Below are 25,087 nucleotides of genomic sequence, written 5' to 3'. Positions count from 1 at the left end.
TACGGCCACCACAGCCCCACCGCCCTCATCGCCATGATCTACCTCTGCGCCGGAGGCATCACCATCACACTCCCCACACAAACCTGAGGAGTCCCCTGAATGACGCTTTCAGTCCCGTGTGTGGCGTGAAAGCGTCATTCAGCCGCACCGTGCACGTCCTGCCTGTGCAGCACACCGGCCGGACGGCCCTCGTCGTCGATGACCAGGAACTGCCACGCGGGAGTGTCGCGCACACGTTCGGCGATCTCGTCTCCCGGCTCGGAGGCCAGCACGATCATTTCGGGGCGCACCGGCTCCGCTGCCTGCACCGCGGGCGCCTGTGGCGACCTGGCAGCCAGTTCCCGTGCGGCGTGCGCATCGAGCAGGCCGGCGGCGATGCCGTCGACGCGTACCAGAACGACCCCTCGACCGGCACCAGCAGCCAGGGCATCGGCAACGGGGCTCTCCGCGGACAGCTGCAGCACCGGTCGCATCAGTCGAGCCACGTCCAGCTCGGTGCGATCCCGCCTGCGCCGCTCGGCTCCCAACGCCGCCCGCGCTCCTGCCAGCACGAACCAGCCGACCAGCAGGCCGAGCGCCAGCCGGAGCCAGCGATCCGGGCTGTCCACGGCGATGCCGTGCAACGCCCAGACGAACAACCCGGCCGCGATCACGCCGCCCCCGACGGCCGCGGCACGGGTTCCCGTCGAGCGGGCCCCCGTGACCGACCACACGCCCGCGCGGAGGATGCGTCCCCCGTCGAGCGGAAGTCCCGGCAACAGGTTGAACACGCCCACGAGCCCGTTGGCGACCGCGCACTGCGCGACGAGCAGCCACACGGCGCCGCCTGCCGGTACCGTCAGCAGGACTCCGGCGAACGCCGCGGCCAGCACAAGGGACACCACGGGGCCCGCCACCGCGACCAGCCCTTCCTGCCGGGGTTGCCGCGGCATGCGCGCGATCTCGGAGAGCCCGCCGAGCAGGAAGAGTCGCACACGGCGCACGGGGAGCCCCATGCGCAGCGCCACGAGGGTGTGTCCCAGCTCGTGCGCGAGCACCGACGCACCGAGCAGCAGGGCGAACGCCGTCGCGACGGCCCAGGACACCACCGCCCCTGCACCGGGCAGCACCCTGCTCACCAGCGGCGCGTACAGCACGACGAGCACGAACGCGCCGAGCCACCACGAGGGGGCGAGCAATACGGGCACCCCCCGGACCTTGCACAGCAGCACGCCGCCGCGCGTCAGGTTCACCGAACGTGGCCCGCTCGCCCTGTCCTCTCCGGTCGATGACACACCGAGCACGATAATCGGTGCGGTGTGTGTCAGCAGTGATGCGATGTTCGCAGCGGACGCACGCGACACGGCCACCCCGCTGCCGCCGCGCGGTCCACCCCCTTGTCGGTCATCTGGCATAGGGTGCTCGGTATGAGTCAGAGTGCCCCTGCCGACGCCGAACCGCGACGCCAACCAGCGCTGTCACCGTCAAGGGCCAGTGACTTCAAGCAGTGCCCCCTGCTGTACCGCTTGCGCGTGATCGACAAGCTCCCCGAGTCCCCCAGCCGCGCACAGGTTCGCGGCATCCTCGTACACACCGTCCTCGAGCGCCTCTACGCCCACCCGCCCGAGGAGCGGGACCCGGCCGCGGCGAGCGCGCTGCTCGAGCCCGCCTGGACCGAGCTCTACGCCGAGCACCCCGAGTGGCAGGAGGCGTTCGACGGCGACGACGCCCCGACGCGGCCCGAGTGGCTCGCGTCCGCACAGCGCCTGCTCGACGCCTACTTCCAGCTCGAGGACCCCAGCACGCTGCGTCCCGAGGCCTGCGAGCTCTACCTGGAGACGGAGCTGACCTCCGGGTTGCGGCTGCGCGGGTACGTTGACCGGCTCGATGTCGCCCCCGCGGGCGATATCCGGGTGGTCGACTACAAGACCGGCTCCGCGCCGCGCGAGGTCGGCGAGGCCAAGGCGCTGTTCCAGATGAAGTTCTACGCGGTCGTGCTGTGGCGGTTGCGGGGCGTGGTGCCTCGCCAGCTGAAATTGCTCTACCTCTCCGATGCGCAGCAGCTGACCTACACCCCGGACGAGGCCGAGCTACGCAAGTTCGAACGGACGCTGGACGCGATCTGGCAAGCGATCCTGCGCGCGGGCGAGTCCGGCGATTTCCGCCCCAACCCCAGCAAGCTGTGCGACTGGTGTGATCACAAGCCGATCTGCCCGGCCTACGGCGGGTCCCCACCGGAGTATCCGGGCTGGCCCAGCTCCCTCGGCGCGACCGAGACCGTGCTGGACCGATCCGATTAGGAGCGTGTTGTGGTGGACGCTTTCTACGAAGCCGCGGGAGACGGCGTTTTCACGTCGACGCCCCACACCGCGGGCCCGTGGTTCCCGGACGCCCAGCACCTCGGCCCGCCGTCGGCGCTGCTCGTGCGCGCGCTCGAGGCGCTACCCGGTGACAGGGAAAGCCTGATCGCCCGCGTCACAGTGGACATTCTCGGACCGGTCCCGGTGACGGAGGTGGCGGTCTCGGCGCGGGTCGAGCGGCCGGGACGCTCCGTCGAGCAGCTGCGCGGTGAGCTCTCGGCCGACGGGCGTCTGGTGGCGACCGCAACGGCCTGGCGTATCGCGAGCTCGGACACCGGCGACCGCGTCACCGGCAGCGCGGGCGCGTTACCCGCTGTCTCGCACGCTGCCCCTGCCACCCGCCCGCCGGAATGGCGGCCCGGCTACCTCGACGCCATGGACTGGTACCTCGTGCACGGGGCGTTCGGCGAGCCAGGACCGGCGTGCGCGTGGGTGCGTCAGCGCGTCGATCTCGTCTCCGGTGAACGGCCGAGCCCCTTGCAGCGCCTCATGACCGTCGCCGACTCCGGGAACGGGTTGTCCAGCCCTCTCGGCATCGAGGACTGGCTGTTCATCAACACCGAGCTGACCGTGCACGTGCAGCGGGAACCGGTGGACGAGTGGGTCGGCATCGACGCCAACACCGTCATCGGCCCCCGTGGTGTCGGCACGGCCACCAGCGTCCTGCACGACCGGCTCGGGCAGGTGGCGACCGGTGCGCAGGCGCTGCTCGTGCGGCGCAGGAAGCCGGGGTAGCGCGTCGCGGTCGCGAACACCGGCGTGACCGATTACCGTGCGGGAGTCCGCTCCGCTCGGGCAGGCCCTCCTCGGGCCGTGATGGGACACAGGAGCTACGACATTGGCCATGCAGATCACCTCCGTGATCAATCAGAAGGGTGGGGTCGGTAAGACGGCCCTGAGTGTCGGCGTCTCCGCCGCGCTCGCCGAGCAGGGCAAGCGAACCCTGCTGGTCGACCTCGATCCGCAGGGTCACGCCACCACCGAGTTCCTGGGCCTGCCGGAGGCACAGCCGGGGCAGCCGAGCCTGCCGCTGGCGCTGAGCAAGATGTGGAAGGGCTCCGTCGAGGAGCTGGCCGTGCGTCATCCGCGGTGCTCCGTCGCCCCGGGTGGTTGCCTGGATGTCGTGCCGACCGCCCCAGGCATGTTCGATCTGGTGCGCAGGCTCGACCAGTTCCGGGTGCCGGGATGGCAGCTGGCTCGGGTGATCCAGTTCGGCAACTACGATCACGTGATCATCGACTGCCCGCCGGCGCTCGACCTGCTGACCAACAACGCGCTCGCCGCGACGCACGGCGTGCTCGTTCCCGTCCAGCCGGACCGGACGAGTATCCGCGCACTGCGGTTGCTCCACGAGCAGGTGAACTATCTCGAGCAGCTGATCAACCGCGATCCCATCACCTACTACGGGCTCGTACCAGGGCTGTACCGCAGGCCGATGTCGGCCTACGCCGACGCCGCGTTGCGTGAGTTACATGCCACGGGTCTCCCGGTGCTGCCGCACATCCCGATGGGAGTGGTGATCAACGAGGCAGCCCAGCGCGGGATACCGATCACCACGTTCGCGCCGCACTGCGTCCAGACATCCGCGTTTCACCAGATCGCCCAGGTTCTCGAAGGGCGTCGTGCCCAGCAGACGTCCGCGCAGGGGTCGAAGCCGGCCGCGGATGGTACCGAGGAGTTCGTCTTCGAGGACTTCATCAGCGATATCTCCGGAACCCGCAGCCGCAGGGACACCGGTGCGCGCAGCGGGCTGTACGACCTCATGCCGCGGCGCCGGTCGCGCTGAGCGCCACTCCGGCGGATCGCCCCGAGCCGACGGCGACGTCTCTCCCCCGCGCCGCCCGCTACAGCCGGCAGGAACGGATGTCGGAGGCCAGTACGGCCTTGGCTCCCAGCTCGGCGAGGGCGTCCATGGTGTGGTTGACCTCCTTGCGCGCGACCATCGCGCGCACCGCCACCCAGCCGTCTTCGGCGAGCGGGGCCACGGTCGGCGACTCGAGGCCCGGTGTGAGGTCGACGGCCGCGTCCAGCAGCGAGCGAGGGCAGTCGTAGTCGATCATCATGTACTGCTGGGCGAACACCACGCCTTGCAGGCGGGCCGTCAGCTGAGCCTTCCACTTCTCGTTGTCCGATCCCGTGCTGGCTGCGCGCTGGATGAGCACGGCCTCGGACTGGCAGATCGGCTCGCCGAAGGCGACGAGGTTGTTCTGTCGCAGGGTACGGCCGGAACCGACCACATCCCCGATCGCGTCGGCCACGCCGAGCTGGATGGAGATCTCCACAGCGCCGTCCAACCGGATCACCTCGGCCTCGACGCCGTGGCCTGCGAGATCGTCCTGCACAAGGCGCGGGTACGAGGTGGCCACCCGCTTGCCCTCGAGGTCACCGATGGTCCATTCGCGGTCGGCAGGGGCCGCGTACCGGAAGGTCGACCCGCCGAACCCGAGACCGAGCCGGTCCTCGACCGGAGCACCCGAGTCCAGGGCGAGGTCCCTGCCCGTGATCCCCAGGTCGAGCTCGCCGGACCCCACGTAGATCGGGATGTCCTTGGGGCGCAGGAAGAAGAACTCCACCTCATTGACCGGATCGATCAGGATGAGGTCGCGCGCTTCATGGCGTTGCCGGTACCCCGCCTCGGCGAGCATCTCGGATGCGGGCCCGGACAGCGTGCCCTTGTTCGGCACGGCTACACGAAGCATGGTGCTACCTTTCCTTGTCTGCCGCTACACGAAGCATGGACTGCGGACCCCTCTGGCACACCCGGCGCGCCGCGCACGCGATCGCGGTCACAGGTACCGGTAGACGTCCTCGGCGCGCAGACCCCTGCCGAGCATGAGCACCTGTACCCGGTACAGCAGCTGCGAGATCTCCTCGGCGAGCCGCTCGTCGGGTTCGTGCTCGGCCGCGAGCCACACCTCGCCCGCCTCTTCGAGTACCTTCTTGCCCTGCGCGTGCACGCCCGCGTCGAGCGCGACCACCGTCCCGGAGTCCGCGGGGCGCGTGGTCGCCTTGTGGCTCAGCTCGGCGAACAGTTCGTCGAAGGTCTTCACGTGACGATCCTCGCACCCGGACGCCGTATCCGCCGATCCGCCCCGCTCTGCTGCTGTCCGGATCACACCGCGGTACCGTCCGGTCCGCGCCGTCACCGCGGGAACGTACCGGTCAGCGCCGCCTCGTCCAGCGCGGCCAGCGAACCGAGCACCCTGCGGCGCGGCCCCTCAGCAACCTCGAGATCGCTGGGCACGACCAGGACCACGCATCCGGCACCCTCGGCCGAGGAGACCCCGGTCGGCGAGTCCTCGACGGCGAGGCACTCCCCCGGGTCGACGCCGAGCAGGCGAGCCGCCCGCCGGTACGGCTCGGGGTCGGGTTTGTTCCGCTCGTCCACCTCGTCCCCGCAGACGATCGCGTCGAACCAGTCCCTGCCGACAGTCTCGAGCGCGAGCTCGGTGAGCTCGCGTGCCGTGGACGTGACGAGGGCCGTGGGCACACCGGTGCCGCGCACCAGCCGCAGCGCCTGCGCCGCGCCGTCGCGCCACCGCAGGTCCGTACGGAACAGCTCCGACATGCGCTTGGTCAGCCAGCTGTCCGCATCGGCGAGCGTCTCGGTGTCCCGCGGTAGCCCGACTTCGTCGAGCAGCAGGTCGAGCGTGACATCGGCGTTCTTGCCGACCATGCGCGCACGCGTCCGCGGGCTCAACCGGCCACCGAGTCGCTCGGCGCTCTCGTACAGCGCCCTGTCCCAGAGGGGTTCCGAGTCGATCAGCGTTCCGTCCATGTCCCACAACACCGCGGCGGGAAGCCTGCTGCCGGCGGCGGGTACTGGGGGGCTTCCAGACATGCCGTCCAGCCTACGGTCTCCTCGATTGGCCGTTGGGTCTTAGGCTGGGGAAGTGACCGAACAAGAGCGGAGCGAGCACACGCGGCTCGACAGCGACACGAACACGGCGCCGATCATGATCGTGGCGTTCGAGGGCTGGAACGACGCCGGCGACGCGGCCAGCACGGCTGTGGAGCACCTGCAGCTGTCCTGGGACGCGACCTCCGTCGGCGAGCTCAACCCGGACGACTACTACGACTTCCAGGTGACTCGCCCGACGGTCAACGTCGTCGACGGCGTGAGCCGCAGCCTCGAATGGGCGACCACGACCCTGTCCACGAGCAGCCCGGAAGGGCTCGACCAGCAGGTCGTCTTCGTCAAGGGGCCGGAGCCCAACTTCCGGTGGCGCGCCTTCTGTACGGACCTGCTCGAGCGCGCCGAGCAGTTCGGCGTCGCGAAGGTGGTGACGCTCGGAGCACTGCTCGCCGACACGGCCCACACCCGGCCCATTCCGGTCACCGGTTCGGCGCACGAGACCGCTGCCCTGGACCGCAGCAACATCGACCGCAGCAAGTACCAGGGCCCGACCGGCATCACCGGGGTGTTCCACGACGCCTGTGTGCAAGCCGGGATACCCGCCGTGTCGTTGTGGGCGGCTGTGCCGCACTACGTGTCGCATCCACCGTGCCCGAAGGCCACACTGGCGCTGCTGCGCACGCTGGAGGACGTGGTCGACGTCGAGATCCCCATGGGCACGCTGCCCGAGCAGGCCGAGGAGTGGCAGCGCACCGTCTCCGAGCTCGCAGAGGACGATGAGGAGGTCAGCGAGTACGTCCGCTCCCTTGAGGAACGTGGCGACGAGCAGCGCGGCCTCGAGGAGACCAGCGGCGAGCAGCTCGCTGCCGACTTTCAGCGATACCTGCGCAGGAGGCGTCCCGGCCCGGGCCAGAACACCTGATGCGGAATGCTGAATGACGCTTCAGTCCGCCGGGTGGACTGAAAGCGTCATTCAGCTTCGCACGTCGATGCCGAGCAGGGCGTCGATCGCGTCGGCCATCACGCCGGGGGCCTCCCGGTCGTCGCCCCGTCCGGTACTCGCCTCTCGCGCCCAGGAGTCGACCGCGGCGAGCGCGCGCGGCGTGTCCAGGTCGTCGGCGAGATGATCGCGCATCCGGGCGATGGTGTCCTCGGCGGCGGGAGCGCTGGACCGCGTGGCCGCGTCCCGCCACGCGCCGAGCCGTTGCCCCGCTTCCTCCAGCAGCTCGCCCGACCACTGGCGGTCTGCGTGGTAATGACCGGACAGCAGGGCAAGCCGGAGCGCGGCCGGGTCGGCGCCGTCCGCCCGCAGCCGGGAGACGAACTCCAGGTTGCCACGCGATTTGGACATCTTCTGCCCGTTGAGCCCGATCATGCCCGCGTGCGCGTACAGCCGGGCGAACGGCTCGTCCCCGGCGAGGGCCTCGGCGTGCGCGGCGCTGTACTCGTGGTGCGGGAACGCCAGGTCCGATCCCCCGCCCTGGACGTCGAAGCCCAGCCCGAGCCGGTTCAGCGCGATGGCGCTGCACTCGACGTGCCAGCCGGGACGGCCGGCCCCCAGCTCGGACTCCCAGGACGGTTCACCGGGCCGGGCCATCCGCCACAACAGCGCGTCCAGCGGGTGTCGTTTGCCTGCTCGTTCGGGGTCGCCCCCGCGCTCGGCGAACAGCGCGTTCATGGTCTCGACGTCGTAGTTGGACTCGTAGCCGAACCGGCCGGTGGCGTTGTGCGGGAAGTACACGTCCGGGTAGTCGGGGTCGTCGGCACGGTAGGCGGCGCCGCAGGCGAGCAGCTTGCGCACCATCTCGATGATCTCCGGGATGGTCTCCACCGCACCGATGAACTCGGTGGGCGGCAGCACCCGCAGGAACTCCATGTCCTCCCGGAACAGGGCGGTCTCCCGCATCGCCAGCACCACCCAGTCGTCCTGGTCGCGCTCGGCCCGTTCGAGCAGAGGGTCGTCGATGTCGGTGACGTTCTGTACATACCGCACGTCATGACCGGCGTCCAGCCACAGCCGGTACACCAGGTCGAATGCCAGGTAGGTCGCGGCGTGCCCCAGGTGGGTCGCATCGTAGGGCGTGATGCCGCAGACGTACATGCGCGCGGTCTGTCCCGGCGCTACCGGCTTCAGCGACTGCGTCGCGGTGTCGTACAGGCGCAGCGGCCGGGGTGTGCCAGGCACCCGGGGAACCGCGAGCGGCGACCAAGACTCCATGGCCTCCAGGGTATGTCCGAGCAGCGCGGGCCCGATCGCCGGTACGCCTCACGCCCCCGGCTCGGGGTGTGAGTAACAGCGGTACAGGATCTAGATGACGACAGCTATCAGCGGGCCCTGGACGCCCAGCTCAACACCACCGAATCCCGCCACCGGTCGGCCCGCGAGTTCTGATTCGACTCGCATGGGGAATTGCGCCAGATCTATCGGGAAGGCGTGGACGACCAACCCCGCGCTCGGCCTGGTGCTCAACGCCGTGAAGTTAACGACTACCGCGGCGCCCCAAGGTCGAGGGCGCCGCGGTCGACCGTTATGCGGCCGCCGCCCAGTGCGTCACGTACCGTGCAGCCTCAGCCTGGAGGTAGGCGTCGAGCAGACGCAGCACCACCTCGGCAGCATCGTTGGTGAGCTCCGTGTCCTTGACACAGGGCAGCACCATCAGCGTTGAGCCATCCCGACACCGCAAACCGAACACGGTATTCAGGTTGACCCTCAGACCCCCTTCGACCCACGCACCCGACGAGACCGGAACACCGGTCGCACCCGTCGGCCGCCACCGGAGCTACCCGTCGGCGATCGCCCGATAGGCCGGGCCTTGCCGGCCCCTGGCTTTGGCCACGACCCGCTCCAGCTCCACGGACGGATCCGGCGCATTCCCCGCACGCCGCGTTGCCGAGTTCGCCACCCGTCAGGGTGGCCAGGGTGCTTTACCGGATGAGCTGCACGTGCACGTCCAGCGCGAGCTTGCCCCAGGCCTGATCGGCGGTGAGGGCGACCCCGTCGGGAACGTCGGCGGCAGTGGCCAGGCAGGCTCGGTCGCCGAGCGACAGTCCAGCGCTGCGCGTCGTTGGCCAGAGACCGGCAGCCGTCGCTGCGGCGTTGGTGGTGAACGGGTGCACGTCCACACCGAGATCGCAGAGCCCGTCGACCGCGGCTCGTGGCGAGGGGTGGTCGAACGCGATCAGCTTGGTCAGCACTTCGCTGTAGTTGACGGCACTGATCACTGCGTTGCCCAGGTGGTCGGCGACGGTGTCATGGCCGGGTTCGCGGTAGATCAGGGCCAGTACCGCGCTGGCGTCGAGTACTGCGGTCACGCCGTCTCCGTCCGGTGGGCGTCGCCGGGCGCGGGGGCCTCGGTCACGGTGGCGTTGGAGCTGAAGTCCTCGCGGGCGGCCTCGGCGTGGCGTTCGGCGATGAGTTCGTCGACGGCGCTGCCGGTGTGGCCGGCCGCGTGCTTGGCGGCGATCGCCTCGTCCTGGAGGCGCGTGAGCAGATGCGCCCGGTCTTCAAGCACTACGCGCCCGCGGTCGACGTAACACACCAGCGAAGTGCCGGGCCCGATCCCGGCGGCACGGCGAACCTGCGCCGGCAGTGTCACGCGGCCGTCCCGTGCGACAGACACGTCCCCCCGTGCCGAATGATCCTCAGTGCTCGTCATATCATCATCCTACCCGGCGATACATGACCTTCATGCCAGATCGTCGAGAAGTTCGGCGCATTTCAATGGCGACCGCTAGGTGTGCCGATCGGTCCGGCGACAGGGTGAAAGTCGCCTGTGTCACTCAGTGATAAGTGTCGGTGGCCCGCTACCGTTCTGACATGAGTGATCAGGTAGGTGGCCTCGACGACGGCCGCGACCCGAAACGTGTACTGCCGCAACGCGGGTTACGTGGCGACCGGATGGCGCATTATCCGACTGCGGCACTGCTCCCGCCGCGAAACGGAGCTGCACCAATGATCGGCCGCGCAGGCCGCCCATGACGGCCCGCGCGACGACCCGCACACCCTCGTTCGGCTCCTTGCTGCACGGGACCCGCGACGACACCGGAAGCCGGATGGTCTGACACGACGGCATCGCTACAGGGCATCCCCAGCTTCGTCATCGACGGCAAGCACGGTGATCTGGTGGTCGCTCATGCTGCAACGGTGGCAGGGGCCACCGACGGAGTGTCGAGAAGCGGTCGTCTGCCGACACCCGACGCCCCAAACTCACCGCCCATCAGGCCGAACGCGCATAGCCGAGGATCCTGAACCGCTGCTATTCGGAGCCCGGCTCGGCCTGCTCGCCCGGACCCCGGCCGTAGCCGCCGGACATCGACCACACGAGGTCCAGGCCGGAGCGAAGCTGCTCGGCGGACGGGACCTCACCGGGGTCGAGCAACCACTGCAGGGCTAGGCCGTCACAGGTGGCGATGACGAAGCTGGCGATCGCCGCGGCCCGGGGGTCGTCCGCGCTCAGCCGCTCTGCCATCGAGGTGGCCACCAGCTCGGCAACGCGGCCACGCACGTGCTGGTACCGCTTGGCGAACTGCTCCCGCAGCTCGGGGGACCTGTCGGCCTGGGCAACGGCCTCCATGAACGACACGAACAGTGCGCGCTTGCTGTCCAGGTTCTCCAGCAAGGCCACCCAGGTGATGTGCGCGCGCTCCACGGGCGTGGCATCCGTCGCGCTCATCGCGATGTCGGCGAGCTGCTCGGTCCACTCGTCGAGCGCCTCCTCGATCGCTGCGTTGAGCAGACCCGCCTTGGAGCCGAAGTGATACCCGATGGAGGCCAGGTTCGTGTCGGATGCCGCCACCAGATCACGTGCCGTGATATGTGCGTATCCCTTGTCCTCGAGCAGCCTCCGCGCGGCCGCGAGCAGGTCTTCGCGATGTCCCACCCCGCCAGCGTATCCCGCACATCCGCACCTTCCGGGGTATCCGGCGCCGGTGCGGCGTCACGACCGCACCGGCGCCCACGGGCCGATCCGATGACCCGGCTCGACAACGGATTTATACGGGTGTATAAGTCGAGGGTATATGACGGCAGTCACGATCCAGTAGCGAGGAGGGCCGCGATGACCGCAGCAGTCCAGGACAGCACGCCCCGCGCACTGCCCGCACCGCCAGGGCCGCGTGCCCCGATGCCGGTCCAGACCGTGCTGTTCGGCACCCAGCGTCACCGGCTGCTCCCCGCACTGCACCGGCACTACGGCCCCGTCGTGCGGATCAAACTCTTCCTCGAACGCACCGCGGTCAGCCTGGCCGACCCGGAGGACATCCGCGCGGTGTTCAGCGGCCCCGCCACGACGTTCCACGCGGGCGAGGGCAACCACATCCTCAAGCCCGTCATGGGTGAGCATTCCGTCCTGACCACGGACGAGGACGAGCACCGGCGCATCCGCAAGCTGCTCATGCCCCCGTTCCACGGCGCCGCGCTCCGGAGCTACCGCAGCATGACAGCCGAGCTCGCCGCCGAGGAGATCGCGCGGTGGCCGCGGGGTACGCCTTTCCCGGCACACGAGAGCATGCAGCGCCTCACACTCGAGGTGATCCTGCGGGTGGTCTTCGGGTTCGGCGACGGCACCCGCCTCAGCGCGCTGCGCGGGGCGCTCCGCGGCGTCATCGACATCGGCGCGCTCGATGTGTTCGGCTGGCACAGCCCCACGCTGCAACGGTTCGGCAGGTGGCGGCGCGGCCGGCAAGCGCTCGACCAGGTCGATGAGCTGCTGCATGCCGAGATCACCGAACGCCGCTCGGCCGCGGACCTCGCATCCCGCCAGGACGTGCTGTCCCGGCTGCTCGCTGTGGAGGTCGACGGTGACGCCCTCACCGACGCCGAGCTGCGCGACCAGCTCGTCACCCTGTTGCTCGCCGGCCACGAGACCACGGCCACCGCACTCGCCTGGGCGTTCCACGAACTCGCGCGCGGACCGAGCGCACACGCAGCGGCGACCAGGGCAGCGGACGAGGGCGACGACGGTTACCTGGAAGCCGTGACCAAGGAGTCGATGCGCCTGCACCCGGTGATCTCCGAGGTCGCGCGGACGACGACCGAGCCCGTCGAGGTCGGCGGCTACCACATTCCCGCGCGCACCACGATCATGCCGTCGATCGGTGTCGTACACGGCGACGCGGGCAACCACGACCTTCCGGACGTGTTCCGGCCGGAGCGGTTCGTCGGTCAGAACCCAACCACAAGCACCTGGTTGCCGTTCGGCGGTGGGGTGCGGCGCTGCCTGGGCGCAGGGTTCGCGCTGATGGAGGCCGTCGAGATACTCCGCGCCGTGCTCACCAGCTATCACATCACCCCGGCACGCGCCCGTCCCGAGCGCGTCCGCCCCCGGCACATCACACTCGTCCCGGCCGGCGGAGCGCGCATCGTCGCCACCCCGCGCTGACATCGCGTGACAACGCGATCGCGTTGCGCGAGCATGGAGGTCCATGATCGGCGACACGGGTGGTGATGGTCATGACACGGCACACGAGCGCCAGGCACACCGGCCGGTACCTCGTGCTCCTCGCCGAGGGTGCTGCCGATGCCGGGGCGCGCGTGCTGCGCGAGTCGGCCGGGATCCGCACGGTCAACACGGCCGACAGCGGCACAGCGGGCATGGCTCGCCTGCTGGCCGGGGCCGACGGTCTGCTGCTCAACGACCTCGACCTCTGTGTCGTTCGCGCCGACCCCGACCAGGTTCGCGCGTTGTACGACGCCATCGGCCGGCCCGGGCCGATCGCCTCCTGCGAGCCCGAACGCATCGTCCACGCGATCGACTCGCCGGCGCCCGCGCAGCCGGTACCGCCCACCGAGGAGACCCTCACCTGGGGACTGCGCGCGGTGCGGGCGCCCGGCAGCACGGCTACCGGCGCAGGCGTGCGGGTGGCGATCCTGGACACCGGGTTCGACGCCGAACATCCCGACTACTCCGGCCGCACGGTCGAACGAAACTCCTTCGTCGAGGAGGAGGACGCCGGTGACGCGCACGGTCACGGCACGCACGTGATCGGCTCGGCCTGCGGGCCCCGCGAGCCTGCCGAAGGTCCCGGTTACGGCGTCGCCCACGGGTCCGAGATCTACTCCGGCAAGGTGCTCGACAGCCAGGGGGCGGGCACGGACGGTTCGATCCTCACGGGGATCTCGTGGGCCGTGCAGCACGGATGCGCGGTCGTGTCGATGTCGCTCGGCTCCCCTGCCGAGCCGGGCGAACCGTACTCCCGTGCCTTCGAGGAGGCCGCGGTTCGCGCGATGAACCGGGGAACGCTCGTCATCGCGGCCGCGGGCAACGAGAGCCGCCGCGACAGTGGCGTGGTCGCGCCGGTCGGCCATCCGGCCAACAGCCCCACCATCATGGCCATCGGCGCGGTCGACCGGGAGCTCGACATCGCCGACTTCTCCTCCGGCACGGTCGGCGATGTCGGCCAGGTCGACGCCGTCGCGCCCGGTGTGGACATCCACTCCAGCTGGCCGATGCCCGAACGCGTCAACACCATCAGCGGCACGAGCATGGCCACGCCACACGTCGCCGGGGTGGCCGCGCTGATCGCCGAGGACACCGGCGCGCGGGACTGGGAGCTCCGGGCCCGGTTGAGCCAGTCGGCACGCCGGTTGCCACTGCCGTCGACCGATGTGGGGTCCGGGATCGTGCAGGCACCCTGAGCCCGCCCCGGGCAGGTGCCGGGGCAGGGTCCACGCGGGCCCGGCACGGTACACCGGCGCGCGGCCTGTCCCGTATCCTTGACGGTCGTGTGCTGTCCCTCTGCAACACTCGCCGTCTGGTCGTCGGCGTGGCTCACCCAGCGCGCCGCCTCCGACGATGTGCTCGACGCGCTGCTGTACTGGACGCAGCGGCACAGGGTGCTGGCCGCCGACGACGGAGCCGCCGAAACGTTCGACCTCGCCGTAGTGCCGGTGGCAGACCCGGCGGCCGATCCGGCCGCGGGTGTCGCGCCCGCGCACCTGCTCGCCGCCCTACGCAGGCACGGACTCACCCGCGCCGCACTCCTGCTTCCGGAGGCAGGCGATGTTCGTGGACTGGGCGGTCCGGGCCCGTTCTCGCGGGCAGCACTGGCTCGCGGCGAGGCCGTGGTCTTCGACGAGATCGGCATCGGCCTCGTGCCGGAGCAGGCCGACGACGGTTCGCTCAGGTGGACGGCGTACACCGCAGCAGGCAGTGGTGACAGCGTCACGTCCGGGATCTCCGAGGCCGAGCGCGAGCTGCGTGACGCGGTTCGCTCGAGCGCCGACGAACTCGACGCCCTCGACGTCGCCCGCGCACACCCCGGCGCGCACGACTCCGTACGTCGGCGCCTCGTGGCCTCGCCGCAACCGCCGTGGCCGGACGACATGCCCGCGCAGGCGCTCCGTGTCCTGCAGCGCGCGGATGAGGTGGACACGATCCTCGCGGCCGCGACGGACGACGAGCCCGGCGGCGCGCAGTCGGCGAGCGCGGCACGCAGCCGCTCCGAAGCCCTGCGCCCGCTCGCGGCAGCCGTGCGCGAGGCCCGGTGCGCCGCGGTGTCCGAGGCGGTGCGGCTGTTCGCGGGCTACGCCGACCGCAGGCGATAGCCGCCCGGCGCTGGCGACCGGGCAGGCGCGCGCCGTGCGCCGGTCACCGGGATGGCACGGACGGCACGGCCGCCGGCTCGCGCAGCAGGCCGAAACCCACGGTCAGCAGGCCCGCCGTCAGCACGACGGCCCCGAGGTAGGCCAGGTTGATCAACGCGTTCGGCTCGGTCGCCTCCGGGGAGAGCACGGACAGGAAGAACCCGGCTGGCAGCAGGATCGCAGAGAGGGGCGTGGCATGCTTGGCGAACCAGCGGGCACGGCGTCCCAGCGCGGTCTCGTCCACGTACCGCAGCACGACAAGCGACAGCAGGAGCAGGATGCCGGCGTGCGCGTGGCCCGCGCGCCACAGGTCCTGCCGCAAGGGGTTGGCCGCGTAGGCCGGGTCGTCGATCAGCAACCGGAGGATGCTGGCGCCGCCGAACACCACTGTCGGCAGGACGATCAGCAGGATCGCCGCGAGCCTGCGTGACGATGTGGACATGATGGTTCTCCTGACTCGCTCGGGCGGTGCCCCCGTGCACCGCGACTCCGATCTACAGTAACATCGTTACTGTTATAGAACAGCGTTACAGCAAAGCGGAGCGAGCTTCCATGGACTCCGAACCGGCACCCGGCTCCACCCCCTACGACACGGCCAGGGCGCACGGGCGCGCGGCCCGGCGCACCGCCGCGCTCGACACCGCGAGCGAACTTCTGGAGCGGCACGGGCCCGGTGCCCTGACCATGCGGCGTATCGCGACCGAGCTGGGGTGCTCGACCACGGTGCTGTACACCATCTTCGGCGGCAAGTCCGGCATCGCCGAGCAGCTGTGGCTGGAAGGTTTCGACCGGCTCGACCGCGCCGTGCGGAGTGTGCACGAGCCCGACCCGCTCGCCAGGCTCACCGGCATGGGGCAGGCCTACCGCGCCAACGCGTTGAGCAACCGCGCGTACTACGCCGTCATGTTCCAGCGGGCGATCCCCGGCTTCGAGCCATCGGCACAGGCCTATGCCGCGAGCCTCCGGCCGCTACACGCGCTGGCCGGCGCGGTCGAGGAGTGCATCGGTGCCGGGGTGTTCGCCCCGGCCGATCCCATGCACATCGCCAGGGTGCTGTGGGCGGCCTCGCACGGCGCGGTGAGCCTCGAGATCGTCGGGTACGAAGGGGCCATCGATGCCGAGGAGCGCTACGAGTGCCTCATGAGGGCCGCCGCGGCCTGGTTCATGGCCGGAGGTGGAGGCTGACTACGGCGCGCCTGCCGGCTCGCAGCACCCGGCCGCGCAGGGCGCGCCGTTGAGCGTGCAGCCTGCCCGCGGGAAGTCGGAGAGCTTCCGCGCGGGGGCGCCACCGAGATGCTCCCGCACCAGCTCGACCACCATCCGCGCGAACCGCGCGTCCCCGCTCGGAGTCAGCGCCCGCGCGAACGCCATACCGAGCTCCCCCGCGTGCTCGGCGGCCTCGTTGTCCAGGTCCCACTCCACCTCGAGGTGGTCGGACACGAACCCGACCGGGCAGACCACGACCGCCGTGGCGCCGGCGCCGTGCAGGGTGTCGATGTGGTCGACGATGTCCGGTTCCAGCCACGGCACGTGTGCCGGTCCCGAGCGGGACTGCCATACCACGTCGTAGTCGGCCACACCGCACTGCCGCGCGACCAACCGGGCTGCCTCGGCGACCTGCCGCGAGTACAGGCGACCACCGTCCTGCGGTGGCCCGGCAGCCCGGTCGGCCGAGTCCGGGATCGAGTGCGCGGTGAACACCAGGCGCGCCGCGCCGCGCTCGTGCTCGGGCAGCCGCATCCACGCCACCCGCACTGCATCGGCGAAGCACTCCACGAACAGGGGGTGGTCGAAGAAGTGCCGGAGCTTGACGAGATCGGGAGCCCCATCCCCCATAACCTCACGCGCACGAGCGATGTCCTCGTCGTACTGCCGGCACGCCGAGTAACCGCCGTAGGCGCTCGTGGGGAAGACCAGCGCCCGGCCGACCCCGTCGGCCGCCATCCGGCGCACCGCGTCCTCGACGTACGGTGTCCAGTTGCGATTGCCGAAGTAGACGGGCATGTCGACGCCTTGCGCGCGGAGCTCGGCCTCCACCGCGGCGATGGCCTTGCGGTTGAGCTCGTTGATCGGCGACACCCCGCCGAAATGGTGGTAGTGCTCGGCGACCTCGGCCAGGCGCTCGCGCGGCACGCCCCTGCCGCGGGTGACGTTCTCCAGGAACGGCATGACGTCCTGCGGCCCCTCCGGGCCACCGAACGACAGCCACAGCATCGCGTCGTAGCTCACCGCGCTCGTGTCCCTCGTCCTCTCCGGCTGCGTGGCGCGGGCTCACTGCCCGGTCGCGTGCACCCCACCATCGGCCATGATCATCGAGCCGGTCGTGACGGGAAGCCAGTCGGACAGCACCGCACAGACCGACTTGGCCACCGGTGTGGGGTCGGTCGTGTCCCACCCCAGCGGAGCGCGACCGTCCCAGCCGTTCTCCAGCTCCTCGAACCCGGGGATGGAGCGGGCGGCCATGGTCTTGACCGGCCCCGCCGATACCAGGTTCACGCGGATGCCGTGCGCGCCGAGGTCGCGCGCAAGGTACCGGTTCACCGCCTCCAGCGTGGCCTTGGACACCCCCATCCAGTTGTACGCGGGCCAGGCGACGCGCGCGTCGAAGTCCATTCCCACGACCGAGGCCCCCTCGGACAGCAGCGGCCGGGTCGCCACGGCCAGTGAGGCGAAGGAGTACGCCGAGACTTCCATCGCGGTGGCCACATCCGACCACGGCGCCTCGGTGAACGGGGCTCCCAGACAGGACGGCGGGGCGAACCCGATCGAGTGCAACACCCCGTCCAGACCGTCGACGTGCTCGCCCACCCGTTCGGCGAGACTGTCCAGGTGCTCCTGGTTCTGCACGTCCAGCTCGACCACCGGCGCCGGCTCCGGAAGCCGCTTGGCCACCCGCTCCACCAGGGACAGTCGACCGAACCCGGTCAGCACGACCTGTGCACCCTGCTCCTGCGCCACCTGGGCCACGTGGTACGCGATCGATGCGTTGGTGATCACACCGGTGATCAGCAGTCGCTTGCCGTCGAGAAGTCCTGGCACGCTTCCTCCAGTTCGGACGATCGGTGGAATGGTCGGTGTGTCGGTTCGCGCGGTCAGTGACCCATTCCGAGGCCACCATCGACGGGAAGCACGGCCCCGTTGATGTAAGCGGCCTCGTCGGATGCGAGGAAGTTCACCGCGCTCGCCACCTCGCCCGGCTGCGCGTAACGACCCGCAGGGATCCGGTCGAGCGCGGCGGCACGTTGCTCCTCACTCAGCGCGTCAGTCATGTCGGTGACCACGAACCCTGGCGCGACCACGTTCGCCGTAATGTTACGCGATCCCAGCTCGCGGGTGATCGAGCGCGCCATCCCGACGAGCCCGGCCTTGCTCGCCGCGTAGTTGACCTGGCCCGCGCCGCCGCCAAGGCCGACGACCGAGGAGATGAACACCATCCGTCCCCATTTGGCGCGCAGCATTCCGCGGGCGGCCCGCTTGGCCACCCGGTATGCCCCAGCCAGGTTCGCATCGACGACCTGGGTGAACTGCTCCTCCGCCATCCGCATCAGCAGCGTGTCATCGGTGATGCCGGCATTGGACACGAGGACCTCGACAGGTCCCTGGTGCTTCTCGACCTCGGAGAACGCGGCGTCGACCTGTTCGGCATCGGTGATATCGGCCTGCACCCCGAGCAGGTCGTCGGGTGCGCCCGAGCCACGGTGCGTCACGGCGACCCTGTCCCCCCGGGCCGCCAGGTCGCGTGCGATCGCCAGCCCGATGCCCCGATTGCCACCGGTAACGAGAACCGAACGTGCCACGTGCTTGTCTCCTCATCCGTTGACGGAACCATCGTCGCGCACGAGGCTATCGAGTTACCGCTCAGTCGGTCGCCCCGAGTGGCATGCGCCATGCCGTTCCGGGCCGGTGGATGCGAGGATCAGCCCATCAGGGCAGCCCAGCACCACCACGCGACCGTGGAGCCAGCCATCGTGTTCCGACTCGTGTTCTACCACCCGGAGATCCCACCCAACACGGGCAACGCCATCCGGCTCGCCGCCAATACGGGTGCGGAGTTACACCTGATCGAGCCACTCGGGTTCTCGCTGGAGGCCAGCCACCTCAGGCGTGCCGGCCTGGACTACCACGAGCTCGCGAACGTGCACGTCCATCCGGATATCGACGCGGCCCGCGAGGCGCTCGCGCCCGGCAACGTCTATGCCTTCACCACCGCGGCCTCCCGCGACTACACCGATGTCACGTACCGCACCGACGACATGCTGCTGTTCGGGCCGGAGTCGGTCGGGCTGCCCGAGGAGGTCGCGCACGCACCGTGGGTGACCGACCGGCTGCGACTGCCGATGATGCCGCGGAGCCGCTCACTCAACCTCGCCAACTCCGCGGCCGTCACGGTCTACGAGGCCTGGCGCCAGCACGCGTTCGCAGGCGCGGCACGGCCGTGACCGCCTGACGCTCGCCGCCGCGGTTCTCCGGGCTCAGCCGGAACGGCTCGCGAAGTACGCGTTGGCAGGAGCGCGGAACATCAGCACGGTAGCCGCGACCATCAGCCCGGCCGAGCACAGCCGGAGCAGCCCCATCACCATGCCCAGCCCACCGACAGCCAGCGCGTCGTCCAGGCTCAACAGGGCGCCGACGACCCACAGGGCCCCCACGGTGGCCAGCGCGACCCGTACCCGGTTCGCTCCCCCGCGCATCACGAACGCCAGCACGGCCAGTGCGCAGGCCAGCCCGAGTCGTAGTGCGATGCCGAACACCGTCGCCGTCCGCGCGATCGACTCGGCACCGGCCGGAGTCGACGCCCCTACCTGCCCGGCGCCCCGTGCCGTCAGCTCGTCCAGCAGCACCAGCGCGAGCAGCACGCTCACCAGTGCGAGACCTGCCGCGACCGCCCACAACATGACGCTGGTGTCCACGGACCGGGGCGGCAGGCGCGCGGGCAGGGCCTGCTCTCCCGTAGTCCGCCGGCGCTCGTCGTCTCCGGCCGTCATGACCCTCAAGAGTAAGGCACGCTACCGACGCCGCCACACGTCGAGCCGGTAACCCCCGCGCGACCGGTACCCGACCGCGTAGCCGCATCCACCACGACGGCGCCCGTCATGCCTGCCCGTCATGCCTGCCGGTCAGGGCAGCCGCTGGCCGAGGAACAGGGACGAGCCCGCAGCCACGACCAGCATGATCGCGCCGAGCGCCATCCACGGGCGGCTGGCATCGGACTCCTCGATCTCGTAACCGATCTGCTCGCCGAGGTCCGCGTAGACGTCCTTGATCTGCTCGGCCGTGGCGGCCTTGTGGAAGTCCCCGCCCGTGATGCGGGCGATCTCGTCCATGGCGACGTCGTCGACAGGAACGGGGATATCTCGCTCCTCGATCTCCACGGTGCCACGCTGGGTCCCGAACGAGATCGTCGAGATCGGCACGTCCGCGTCGTCCGCCGCGCGTGCGGCCGTGTATGCCCCACGCGGATCGGTCGGGTCCTGGGTCGGCACCGTCTGCTTGCCGTCGGCCATCAGCACGATCTTGGCGGGGGGCGGCCCCTCGGCGCCGCCCACGACCGCGGAGAACCCCTCGATGGCTTGCAGCGAGGCGAAGATTCCCTCCCCGGTGGCGGTCGAGCGGGCCAACGACAGGTTCTCGATGGCGTTGCGCGCGCTCTCCCGCTGCGTGGTCGGCGAGACCAGGACGCTCGCCGTACCCGCGAACGACACGATCCCCAGGTTCACCCCGTCGGGGATCTCCTCGAGGAACGTCAGCGCCGCATCCTTGGCCGCGTCCAGCCTCGTCGGATCGATGTCGGTTGCCTCCATCGACAGCGACACGTCGATCGCCAGGATCACGGTCGCGCGATCGCGCGGCACCCTCTGCTCCGCGGTTGGCCCTGCCAGGCCGAACGTCAGCAGCATCAACGACACCAGCAGCAGCACAGCCGGTACGTGGCGGACCCAGCCGGGCGAGCTCGGCGCGATCCTGTTGAGCAGCTCGAGATTGGCGAACCGCAACGTCCGCCTGCGCCGCGAGCGTTGCACGAGGACGTACCCCGCAGCGACCGCCGCGAGCACGATCAGCAGCAGGAACCACCACGGCGCGGCGAACCCGGAGACGCTCATCCCGTTCCCCCAGACCACAGGCGTTTGCGTGCCACCACGAACCGCACCATGTCCGCGATCCAGTCCGAGTCGGTCCGTAGCACGAGGTGGCCCGCTCCCGCACGACGCAGTGCCCTCGCGACCTCGTCGCGATGAGCCTGCGCGGCGGCCGCGAACTCCTTGCGTAGCCGAGCCGAGGCATGCACGTCGCGTTGCTTGCCCGTCTCGGGGTCGGACAGCACCACCGTCCCGACGTCCGGCAACTCGACGTCCCGCGGGTCCAGCACCTCGATCGCGATGAGGTCGTGGCGCGCAGACAGCGCCCTCAGCGGGCGCTCCCAGTCCGTCGCACCGAGGAAGTCCGACACGACAACGACCAGTCCCCTGCGTCGCGGCGGTCGCCGGAGTCGCTCGACCATGGCGGCCAGATCACCCCGGGTTCCCACGTCGGCGCGCGGCATCTCGGCCACCGAACGCACCAGCGCGCGCGCGTGCGCGCGACCACCACGGGCCGGCATCCGCTTCGTCGTGGCACCGTTGGACAGCAACGCGCCGATCCTGTTGCCGCCCCCCTGCGTCAAGTGGCCGATGGCGGCGGTCGCGCACACCACGAGGTCGCGCTTCTCGCAGACGGCTGTGCCGAAGTCGAGGCTCGGAGACAGATCGGCAGCGACCCACGTCTCCAGCTCCCGGTCCGCGATGGTCTCCCTGATGTGCGGGTGTGCGGTGCGCGCCGTCACCGCCCAATCCATCCGCCGGACATCATCGCCGGGCTGGTACGGCCGTGCCTCACCCGGTTCCGACCCCGGACCCGGTACCAGCCCCAGGTGGTTGCCCTGCAGCAAACCGTCCAGGCGTCGCCGGACCTCCAGTTCCAGGGTACGCAGGCCCGACTCGAGCCGTTCCCCGCGCAGCACCGGCGGAGCCCACGAGGTGCGCTCGCCTCCTGCGCCGTCCTGAGTGGATGCCATCGACTATCCGGCCTATCCGGACACACCAGCCGACATCGGCTGCCCACTACCGGCGTGTGGCCGCGCGGAGACCTGCGGCAGCGGCACGGTCTGCAGCACCCTGTTCACGATGTGGTCCACAGGAACGCCATCGGCTAGCGCGTCGTAGGACAGCACCAGTCGGTGGCGCAGCACGTCCGGCGCGACGTCCACCACGTCTTGCGGGAGCACGTAGTCACGCCCGCGCACCAGGGCGAGCGCACGGGCCGAGGCGATGATCCCCAGGCTCGCGCGCGGCGATGCCCCGTAGGAGACCCAGCCGGACACATCGGACAGGCCGTGTTCGCGGGGAGTCCGCGTCGCGAGAACCAGCCGGATGACGTAGTCCACAAGGGCGTGATGGACGAACACGTGCGATGCGACCCCCTGCAACCGCTTGAGCTCGTCTGGGGTGAGTACCTGATGCGGTTCGGGTGGTTCCACGCCCATCCGGTAGACGATCTCGCGCTCTTCCTCGGCCGAGGGGTAGTCGACGACGATCTTGAACAGGAAGCGGTCCCGCTGGGCCTCGGGCAGCGGGTACACGCCCTCGTTCTCGATGGGGTTCTGCGTGGCAAGCACAAGGAACGGCTCGGGCATCGGGTACGTCGCCCCGCCGATCGAGACGTGCTGCTCGGCCATCGTCTCGAGCATGGCCGACTGCACCTTCGCGGGCGCGCGGTTGACCTCGTCGGCGAGCACGAAGTTGGCGACCACCGGGCCGAGCTCGACGTCGAACTGCTCCTGACCCTGCCGGTAGATGCGGGTCCCGATGATGTCCGCAGGAACCAGGTCGGGGGTGAACTGCACGCGGGAGAACGACCCGCCGACCACCCGCGCGAACGTCTCCACGGCCAGCGTCTTGGCCACACCGGGAACGCCCTCGAGCAGCAGGTGCCCCTTGGCGAGCAGACCGACCAGCATCCGCTCCACGAGCCTGTCCTGACCCACGATGACCCGTTTGACCTCGAACACCGTCTGCTCGAGTAGCTGGGCATCGCGGGCGGGCGTCGACTCCACCGCGTTCGCGGTACCGGGAGAAGGCTCCGTGCGGTCGACACGAGCGTCGTCGTGCCGAACCTCGCCGTCTCCCTGGTTGCCGGCGTCGCCGGGCTCGCTCACAGTTCCTCCCTCGGTACGTACCTGTGCAGGCGGCTCATGGCGCGGCGCACCGGCCTCGCTCGCACGAGACCCGCGCGCCACCACATACCCTGCTACACGCGCGGTATGACCGTTGTGAAGGGGGCAGGGAGGACCGTTTCGGGCCGCGGACGGTTACTCGATGACGCGGGTGGCATACGGCAGGATGTCGCCGTAGCGCACCGGAACGATCCGCACGTGCCCTCCCGACTGGGGCGCCTCGATCATCTGACCGTTGCCCAGGTACATCGCCACGTGATGGATTCCCTGTGTCCCCCAGAACAGCAGGTCACCGCGTCGTTTCTGGGACAGCGGCACCTTCCGGCCCTCGTCGTACTGGTACCCGCTGTACTTCGCGAGCGTGCGGTGCGGCGCGAAGGCGTACACCATCAGGCCCGAGCAGTCGAAACCGATCTTCTTGTAGTCACCGTGCGCGTCGGCGACCCCGCCGTCCCGGACGCCGCGTGTCGGCCCCTGGGTGTTCCCTCCACCCCAGGCGTAGGGCACGCCGAGCTGTGACTTGGCGCGCTGGACCACGGTCTCGACCGAGACGTTGGACGACTGTGCCTGCTGCGCCTGGCCGCCACTCGAGCCGGAACTCTCGGCCGCGGCCAGTGCGGCCTGCTGGGCCTGCTTCTCCTCCTCGCGGCGCTTCTCCTCGCGCCAGTCCTCGTAGCGCTGCCGCTGCCCTTCCAGATCCGACACGCGGGACTGCGCCTCGTAGAGTCTCTCGGCGACCTCGTCCCGCTCGGCCTCCAGCCGCTCGGTCCGCTCCGCCTGCGAGCTCCGTGCCTCGACCGCATCCTCGTAGGCGGCTTCAGCCGCGTGCGCGGCTTCCTCGGCCTCCCGCTGCCGCTGCTCCGCGATCTCGGCGGCCTCCCTGGCCGCGGCATCGGCATTGGACTTGTCCACCCGAGCGGCACGCACGCCCTCGAGGGCCTCACCCTCGCTGTCCCCCATGGCGCCGAGCAGCTGTTCCCTGGCAAGCAGCTCCTCGCGGCTGCTCGAGCCGACATAGGCTGTCACCGACCCCACCGTGCTGCCTTGCTGGTAGCTGCCGGAGATGAACTCGTCCGCACGCTGCCGTGCGGCTTCGAGGTCCTCGGCCGCACGCTCGGAGTCCCGCTGCGCCCGTTCGGCCGCACGCTCGGCCTCCGCGGCGGCCTCCTCCGCCGAGGCCAGGTCGACCTGCGCCTTGTTGACCAGCTCTTCCTTCCTGGCCACCTCGGCACGGGCCTGCGAGAGGCGATCCTCGGCCTCGGCCAGCTCGTTGGTCAGCTCGCCGACCTCGCCCGCGTGCTCCCGCTCCCGTTCCCTGCTCTGCTCGAGCTCGCTGTCGCTGGGATTCGGCGGTGGGGGCGGAACGGCACCCGCCGTCGCCGGCATCCCGACAGCCACGACAAGCGCGGTCGCTGCGGCGGCGACCAGCCCTCGCACGGACCGGCCGCGCTCTCCCCTGGACCGTTTCGCCACCAGCACGAACTCCACCTCCTGAAGCGGGCCCGCCCGCGCGCCGGACGCGGTTTCACCTGCGCGAATCCGACGGTTCCGCAGAGCTGTCAACCTCAGCAACAAAACTTTGCCACAGGCGACAATCCGATACCACCTATCACTCATATACATTCGCACAACACGAATGCACACACACCTCACATGTCACTTCAACCACAGGTCAGCAGCCCAATTTCCTGCCAAGCCACTGCGGGTAAGGGATATGAATCTCACCCGATCGGGTTGGGTGCAGTTCGCCATTCCTGCACTTGGCCAGGGCAGGCGCTCCGGAAGTCGAATGGGCGCGGAAAGGCCGGGGAAAGCCCCGAAAGGTCACGCCGGTAGCCGAACCAGACAAACGGGAAACGTTTCTGCGCTCCGGATGGCCTGCCCCCTCGCCCCGTCCCGGCGCCACGCCGGACACGGGACGGGGTACGCTTGATCTATAAAAAGGACAGGCGTACGGTTTACTGTCGCGGGCCGACTGCTGTGCCTTCCCGTGGCCACCACACGGCCGTTACCCGGCCGCTGCCCGGGCTCCCGGCAACGGACACCTCCCCGCACCGCTGTACCGACAAGCCCGATACAAGCCCGAACTGTGTCGACCT

General features: G+C 70.1%; 27 protein-coding genes. 9 read left to right on the top strand and 18 right to left on the bottom strand.

The genetic code is table 11. From position 1 onward, the window contains the following. Positions 1–134 precede the first annotated feature (134 nt). On the bottom strand, positions 135–1,274 hold the full coding sequence (locus CHB84_RS10850) for a site-2 protease family protein (protein WP_425432297.1): 1,140 nt from the start codon (positions 1,272–1,274) through the stop codon (positions 135–137). A 132-nt stretch (positions 1,275–1,406) separates the two neighbouring features. Between CHB84_RS10850 and CHB84_RS10845 the strand changes: the two genes are divergently transcribed. The 3 genes from CHB84_RS10845 to CHB84_RS10835 all read left to right on the top strand — a co-directional run bounded on the left by CHB84_RS10845 (position 1,407) and on the right by CHB84_RS10835 (position 4,125). Continuing rightward, positions 1,407–2,279, top strand: coding sequence for a RecB family exonuclease (locus CHB84_RS10845; RefSeq protein WP_089301413.1), 873 nt, complete (start codon positions 1,407–1,409; stop codon positions 2,277–2,279). Positions 2,280–2,288: 9 nt separating this feature from the next. Continuing rightward, entirely contained in the window at positions 2,289–3,074 is a 786-nt protein-coding gene (locus CHB84_RS10840; protein WP_089301412.1) for a thioesterase family protein, read from the top strand. Positions 3,075–3,183: 109 nt separating this feature from the next. Beyond that, positions 3,184–4,125 (top strand): ParA family protein, encoded by a 942-nt coding sequence (locus CHB84_RS10835; protein ID WP_089301411.1) that lies wholly within the window; start codon positions 3,184–3,186, stop codon positions 4,123–4,125. Between the two features lie 58 nt (positions 4,126–4,183). Here the strand turns inward: CHB84_RS10835 and hisG are convergent, their stop codons facing one another. The 3 genes from hisG to CHB84_RS10820 form a co-directional block, all read right to left on the bottom strand. Continuing rightward, entirely contained in the window at positions 4,184–5,038 is an 855-nt protein-coding gene (gene hisG, locus CHB84_RS10830) for an ATP phosphoribosyltransferase (RefSeq protein ID WP_089301410.1), read from the bottom strand. 87 nt (positions 5,039–5,125) lie between these two features. Continuing rightward, on the bottom strand, positions 5,126–5,389 hold the full coding sequence (locus CHB84_RS10825; protein WP_089301449.1) for a phosphoribosyl-ATP diphosphatase: 264 nt from the start codon (positions 5,387–5,389) through the stop codon (positions 5,126–5,128). 92 nt (positions 5,390–5,481) lie between these two features. Next, positions 5,482–6,180 (bottom strand): HAD family hydrolase, encoded by a 699-nt coding sequence (locus tag CHB84_RS10820; RefSeq protein WP_089301409.1) that lies wholly within the window; start codon positions 6,178–6,180, stop codon positions 5,482–5,484. A gap of 115 nt (positions 6,181–6,295) precedes the next feature. Between CHB84_RS10820 and CHB84_RS10815 the strand changes: the two genes are divergently transcribed. Then, the gene (locus CHB84_RS10815; RefSeq protein ID WP_089301448.1) at positions 6,296–7,117 is read left to right on the top strand and encodes a PAC2 family protein; all 822 of its coding nucleotides are present in this window, start codon (positions 6,296–6,298) and stop codon (positions 7,115–7,117) included. 51 nt (positions 7,118–7,168) lie between these two features. Here CHB84_RS10815 and mshC read toward each other — a convergent pair whose 3' ends face one another. From mshC to CHB84_RS10795, 5 genes are all read right to left on the bottom strand, one after another. Beyond that, on the bottom strand, positions 7,169–8,413 hold the full coding sequence (gene mshC / locus CHB84_RS10810) for a cysteine--1-D-myo-inosityl 2-amino-2-deoxy-alpha-D-glucopyranoside ligase (protein WP_089301408.1): 1,245 nt from the start codon (positions 8,411–8,413) through the stop codon (positions 7,169–7,171). 310 nt (positions 8,414–8,723) lie between these two features. Beyond that, positions 8,724–8,879 (bottom strand): hypothetical protein, encoded by a 156-nt coding sequence (locus CHB84_RS22885; RefSeq protein WP_176439902.1) that lies wholly within the window; start codon positions 8,877–8,879, stop codon positions 8,724–8,726. Positions 8,880–9,120: 241 nt separating this feature from the next. Then, on the bottom strand, positions 9,121–9,507 hold the full coding sequence (locus tag CHB84_RS10805) for a type II toxin-antitoxin system VapC family toxin (protein WP_089301407.1): 387 nt from the start codon (positions 9,505–9,507) through the stop codon (positions 9,121–9,123). Continuing rightward, positions 9,504–9,851, bottom strand: a complete 348-nt coding sequence (locus CHB84_RS10800; protein WP_245818671.1) for an AbrB/MazE/SpoVT family DNA-binding domain-containing protein — start codon at positions 9,849–9,851, stop codon at positions 9,504–9,506. The genes CHB84_RS10805 and CHB84_RS10800 overlap by 4 nt, the downstream gene beginning before the upstream one ends. A 600-nt stretch (positions 9,852–10,451) precedes the next feature. Further along, positions 10,452–11,075: a TetR/AcrR family transcriptional regulator gene (locus CHB84_RS10795; RefSeq protein WP_089301406.1), complete on the bottom strand. Its 624-nt coding sequence runs from the start codon at positions 11,073–11,075 to the stop codon at positions 10,452–10,454. Positions 11,076–11,252: 177 nt separating this feature from the next. Here CHB84_RS10795 and CHB84_RS10790 point away from each other — a divergent pair, with 177 nt between their 5' ends. The 3 genes from CHB84_RS10790 (at position 11,253) to CHB84_RS10780 (ending at position 14,740) form a co-directional block, all read left to right on the top strand. Then, complete coding sequence (locus tag CHB84_RS10790; protein WP_089301405.1) at positions 11,253–12,575, top strand: cytochrome P450; 1,323 nt, start codon at positions 11,253–11,255, stop codon at positions 12,573–12,575. 71 nt (positions 12,576–12,646) lie between these two features. Next, the gene (locus tag CHB84_RS10785; protein ID WP_089301446.1) at positions 12,647–13,831 is read left to right on the top strand and encodes a S8 family serine peptidase; all 1,185 of its coding nucleotides are present in this window, start codon (positions 12,647–12,649) and stop codon (positions 13,829–13,831) included. Between the two features lie 87 nt (positions 13,832–13,918). After that, positions 13,919–14,740 (top strand): hypothetical protein, encoded by an 822-nt coding sequence (locus CHB84_RS10780; RefSeq protein ID WP_089301445.1) that lies wholly within the window; start codon positions 13,919–13,921, stop codon positions 14,738–14,740. A 43-nt stretch (positions 14,741–14,783) separates the two neighbouring features. On the opposite strand, the gene CHB84_RS10775 is transcribed toward CHB84_RS10780, so the two are convergent. Beyond that, positions 14,784–15,221 carry a hypothetical protein gene (locus tag CHB84_RS10775; RefSeq protein ID WP_217898514.1) on the bottom strand — a complete coding sequence of 146 codons (438 nt, stop codon included), beginning with the start codon at positions 15,219–15,221 and terminating at the stop codon, positions 14,784–14,786. Positions 15,222–15,331: 110 nt separating this feature from the next. Between CHB84_RS10775 and CHB84_RS10770 the strand changes: the two genes are divergently transcribed. Continuing rightward, entirely contained in the window at positions 15,332–15,964 is a 633-nt protein-coding gene (locus tag CHB84_RS10770; RefSeq protein ID WP_089301404.1) for a TetR/AcrR family transcriptional regulator, read from the top strand. Here CHB84_RS10770 and CHB84_RS10765 read toward each other — a convergent pair whose 3' ends face one another. From CHB84_RS10765 to fabG, 3 genes are read right to left on the bottom strand one after another with little or no spacing between them, the layout of a single operon-like run. Continuing rightward, complete coding sequence (locus CHB84_RS10765) at positions 15,965–17,008, bottom strand: ferrochelatase (RefSeq protein ID WP_089301403.1); 1,044 nt, start codon at positions 17,006–17,008, stop codon at positions 15,965–15,967. A 42-nt stretch (positions 17,009–17,050) separates the two neighbouring features. Next, entirely contained in the window at positions 17,051–17,818 is a 768-nt protein-coding gene (gene fabI / locus CHB84_RS10760) for an enoyl-ACP reductase FabI (protein WP_089301402.1), read from the bottom strand. Positions 17,819–17,871: 53 nt separating this feature from the next. Continuing rightward, positions 17,872–18,576 (bottom strand): 3-oxoacyl-ACP reductase FabG, encoded by a 705-nt coding sequence (fabG, locus tag CHB84_RS10755; RefSeq protein WP_089301401.1) that lies wholly within the window; start codon positions 18,574–18,576, stop codon positions 17,872–17,874. Between the two features lie 171 nt (positions 18,577–18,747). On the opposite strand from fabG, the gene CHB84_RS10750 reads away from it, so the two are divergent. Continuing rightward, positions 18,748–19,218: a tRNA (cytidine(34)-2'-O)-methyltransferase gene (locus tag CHB84_RS10750; protein WP_089301443.1), complete on the top strand. Its 471-nt coding sequence runs from the start codon at positions 18,748–18,750 to the stop codon at positions 19,216–19,218. 33 nt (positions 19,219–19,251) lie between these two features. Here the strand turns inward: CHB84_RS10750 and CHB84_RS10745 are convergent, their stop codons facing one another. The 5 genes from CHB84_RS10745 to CHB84_RS10725 form a co-directional block, all read right to left on the bottom strand. After that, positions 19,252–19,764 carry a hypothetical protein gene (locus CHB84_RS10745; RefSeq protein ID WP_089301400.1) on the bottom strand — a complete coding sequence of 171 codons (513 nt, stop codon included), beginning with the start codon at positions 19,762–19,764 and terminating at the stop codon, positions 19,252–19,254. Between the two features lie 132 nt (positions 19,765–19,896). After that, entirely contained in the window at positions 19,897–20,880 is a 984-nt protein-coding gene (locus CHB84_RS10740; RefSeq protein ID WP_089301399.1) for a VWA domain-containing protein, read from the bottom strand. Then, the gene (locus CHB84_RS10735) at positions 20,877–21,830 is read right to left on the bottom strand and encodes a DUF58 domain-containing protein (protein ID WP_089301398.1); all 954 of its coding nucleotides are present in this window, start codon (positions 21,828–21,830) and stop codon (positions 20,877–20,879) included. The genes CHB84_RS10740 and CHB84_RS10735 overlap by 4 nt, the downstream gene beginning before the upstream one ends. Positions 21,831–21,842: 12 nt before the next feature. After that, positions 21,843–22,868: an AAA family ATPase gene (locus CHB84_RS10730; protein WP_089301442.1), complete on the bottom strand. Its 1,026-nt coding sequence runs from the start codon at positions 22,866–22,868 to the stop codon at positions 21,843–21,845. Positions 22,869–23,123: 255 nt separating this feature from the next. Then, positions 23,124–24,467 carry an NlpC/P60 family protein gene (locus CHB84_RS10725; protein ID WP_245818670.1) on the bottom strand — a complete coding sequence of 448 codons (1,344 nt, stop codon included), beginning with the start codon at positions 24,465–24,467 and terminating at the stop codon, positions 23,124–23,126. Positions 24,468–25,087: the final 620 nt, after the last annotated feature.

Origin of the sequence: Haloechinothrix alba (assembly GCF_900188115.1) — a bacterium.
Taxonomy (GTDB): Bacteria; Actinomycetota; Actinomycetes; order Mycobacteriales; family Pseudonocardiaceae; genus Haloechinothrix; species Haloechinothrix alba.
Note: the sequence above shows the minus strand (reverse complement) of the source record. Positions and strands in the feature narration are given on the sequence as shown.

Coding starts and splice junctions, on each gene's coding strand:
- CHB84_RS10775 (WP_217898514.1), bottom strand. CDS start 15,221: ATGTCCACATCGTCACGCAGGCTCGCGGCGATCCTGCTGATCGTCCTG.
- hisG (WP_089301410.1), bottom strand. CDS start 5,038: ATGCTTCGTGTAGCCGTGCCGAACAAGGGCACGCTGTCCGGGCCCGCA.
- mshC (WP_089301408.1), bottom strand. CDS start 8,413: ATGGAGTCTTGGTCGCCGCTCGCGGTTCCCCGGGTGCCTGGCACACCC.
- CHB84_RS10815 (WP_089301448.1), top strand. CDS start 6,296: ATGATCGTGGCGTTCGAGGGCTGGAACGACGCCGGCGACGCGGCCAGC.
- CHB84_RS10785 (WP_089301446.1), top strand. CDS start 12,647: ATGACACGGCACACGAGCGCCAGGCACACCGGCCGGTACCTCGTGCTC.
- CHB84_RS10740 (WP_089301399.1), bottom strand. CDS start 20,880: ATGAGCGTCTCCGGGTTCGCCGCGCCGTGGTGGTTCCTGCTGCTGATC.
- CHB84_RS10800 (WP_245818671.1), bottom strand. CDS start 9,851: ATGACGAGCACTGAGGATCATTCGGCACGGGGGGACGTGTCTGTCGCA.
- CHB84_RS10745 (WP_089301400.1), bottom strand. CDS start 19,764: ATGACGGCCGGAGACGACGAGCGCCGGCGGACTACGGGAGAGCAGGCC.
- CHB84_RS10790 (WP_089301405.1), top strand. CDS start 11,253: ATGACCGCAGCAGTCCAGGACAGCACGCCCCGCGCACTGCCCGCACCG.
- CHB84_RS10820 (WP_089301409.1), bottom strand. CDS start 6,180: ATGTCTGGAAGCCCCCCAGTACCCGCCGCCGGCAGCAGGCTTCCCGCC.
- CHB84_RS10835 (WP_089301411.1), top strand. CDS start 3,184: ATGCAGATCACCTCCGTGATCAATCAGAAGGGTGGGGTCGGTAAGACG.
- CHB84_RS10770 (WP_089301404.1), top strand. CDS start 15,332: ATGGACTCCGAACCGGCACCCGGCTCCACCCCCTACGACACGGCCAGG.
- CHB84_RS10735 (WP_089301398.1), bottom strand. CDS start 21,830: ATGGCATCCACTCAGGACGGCGCAGGAGGCGAGCGCACCTCGTGGGCT.
- CHB84_RS10845 (WP_089301413.1), top strand. CDS start 1,407: ATGAGTCAGAGTGCCCCTGCCGACGCCGAACCGCGACGCCAACCAGCG.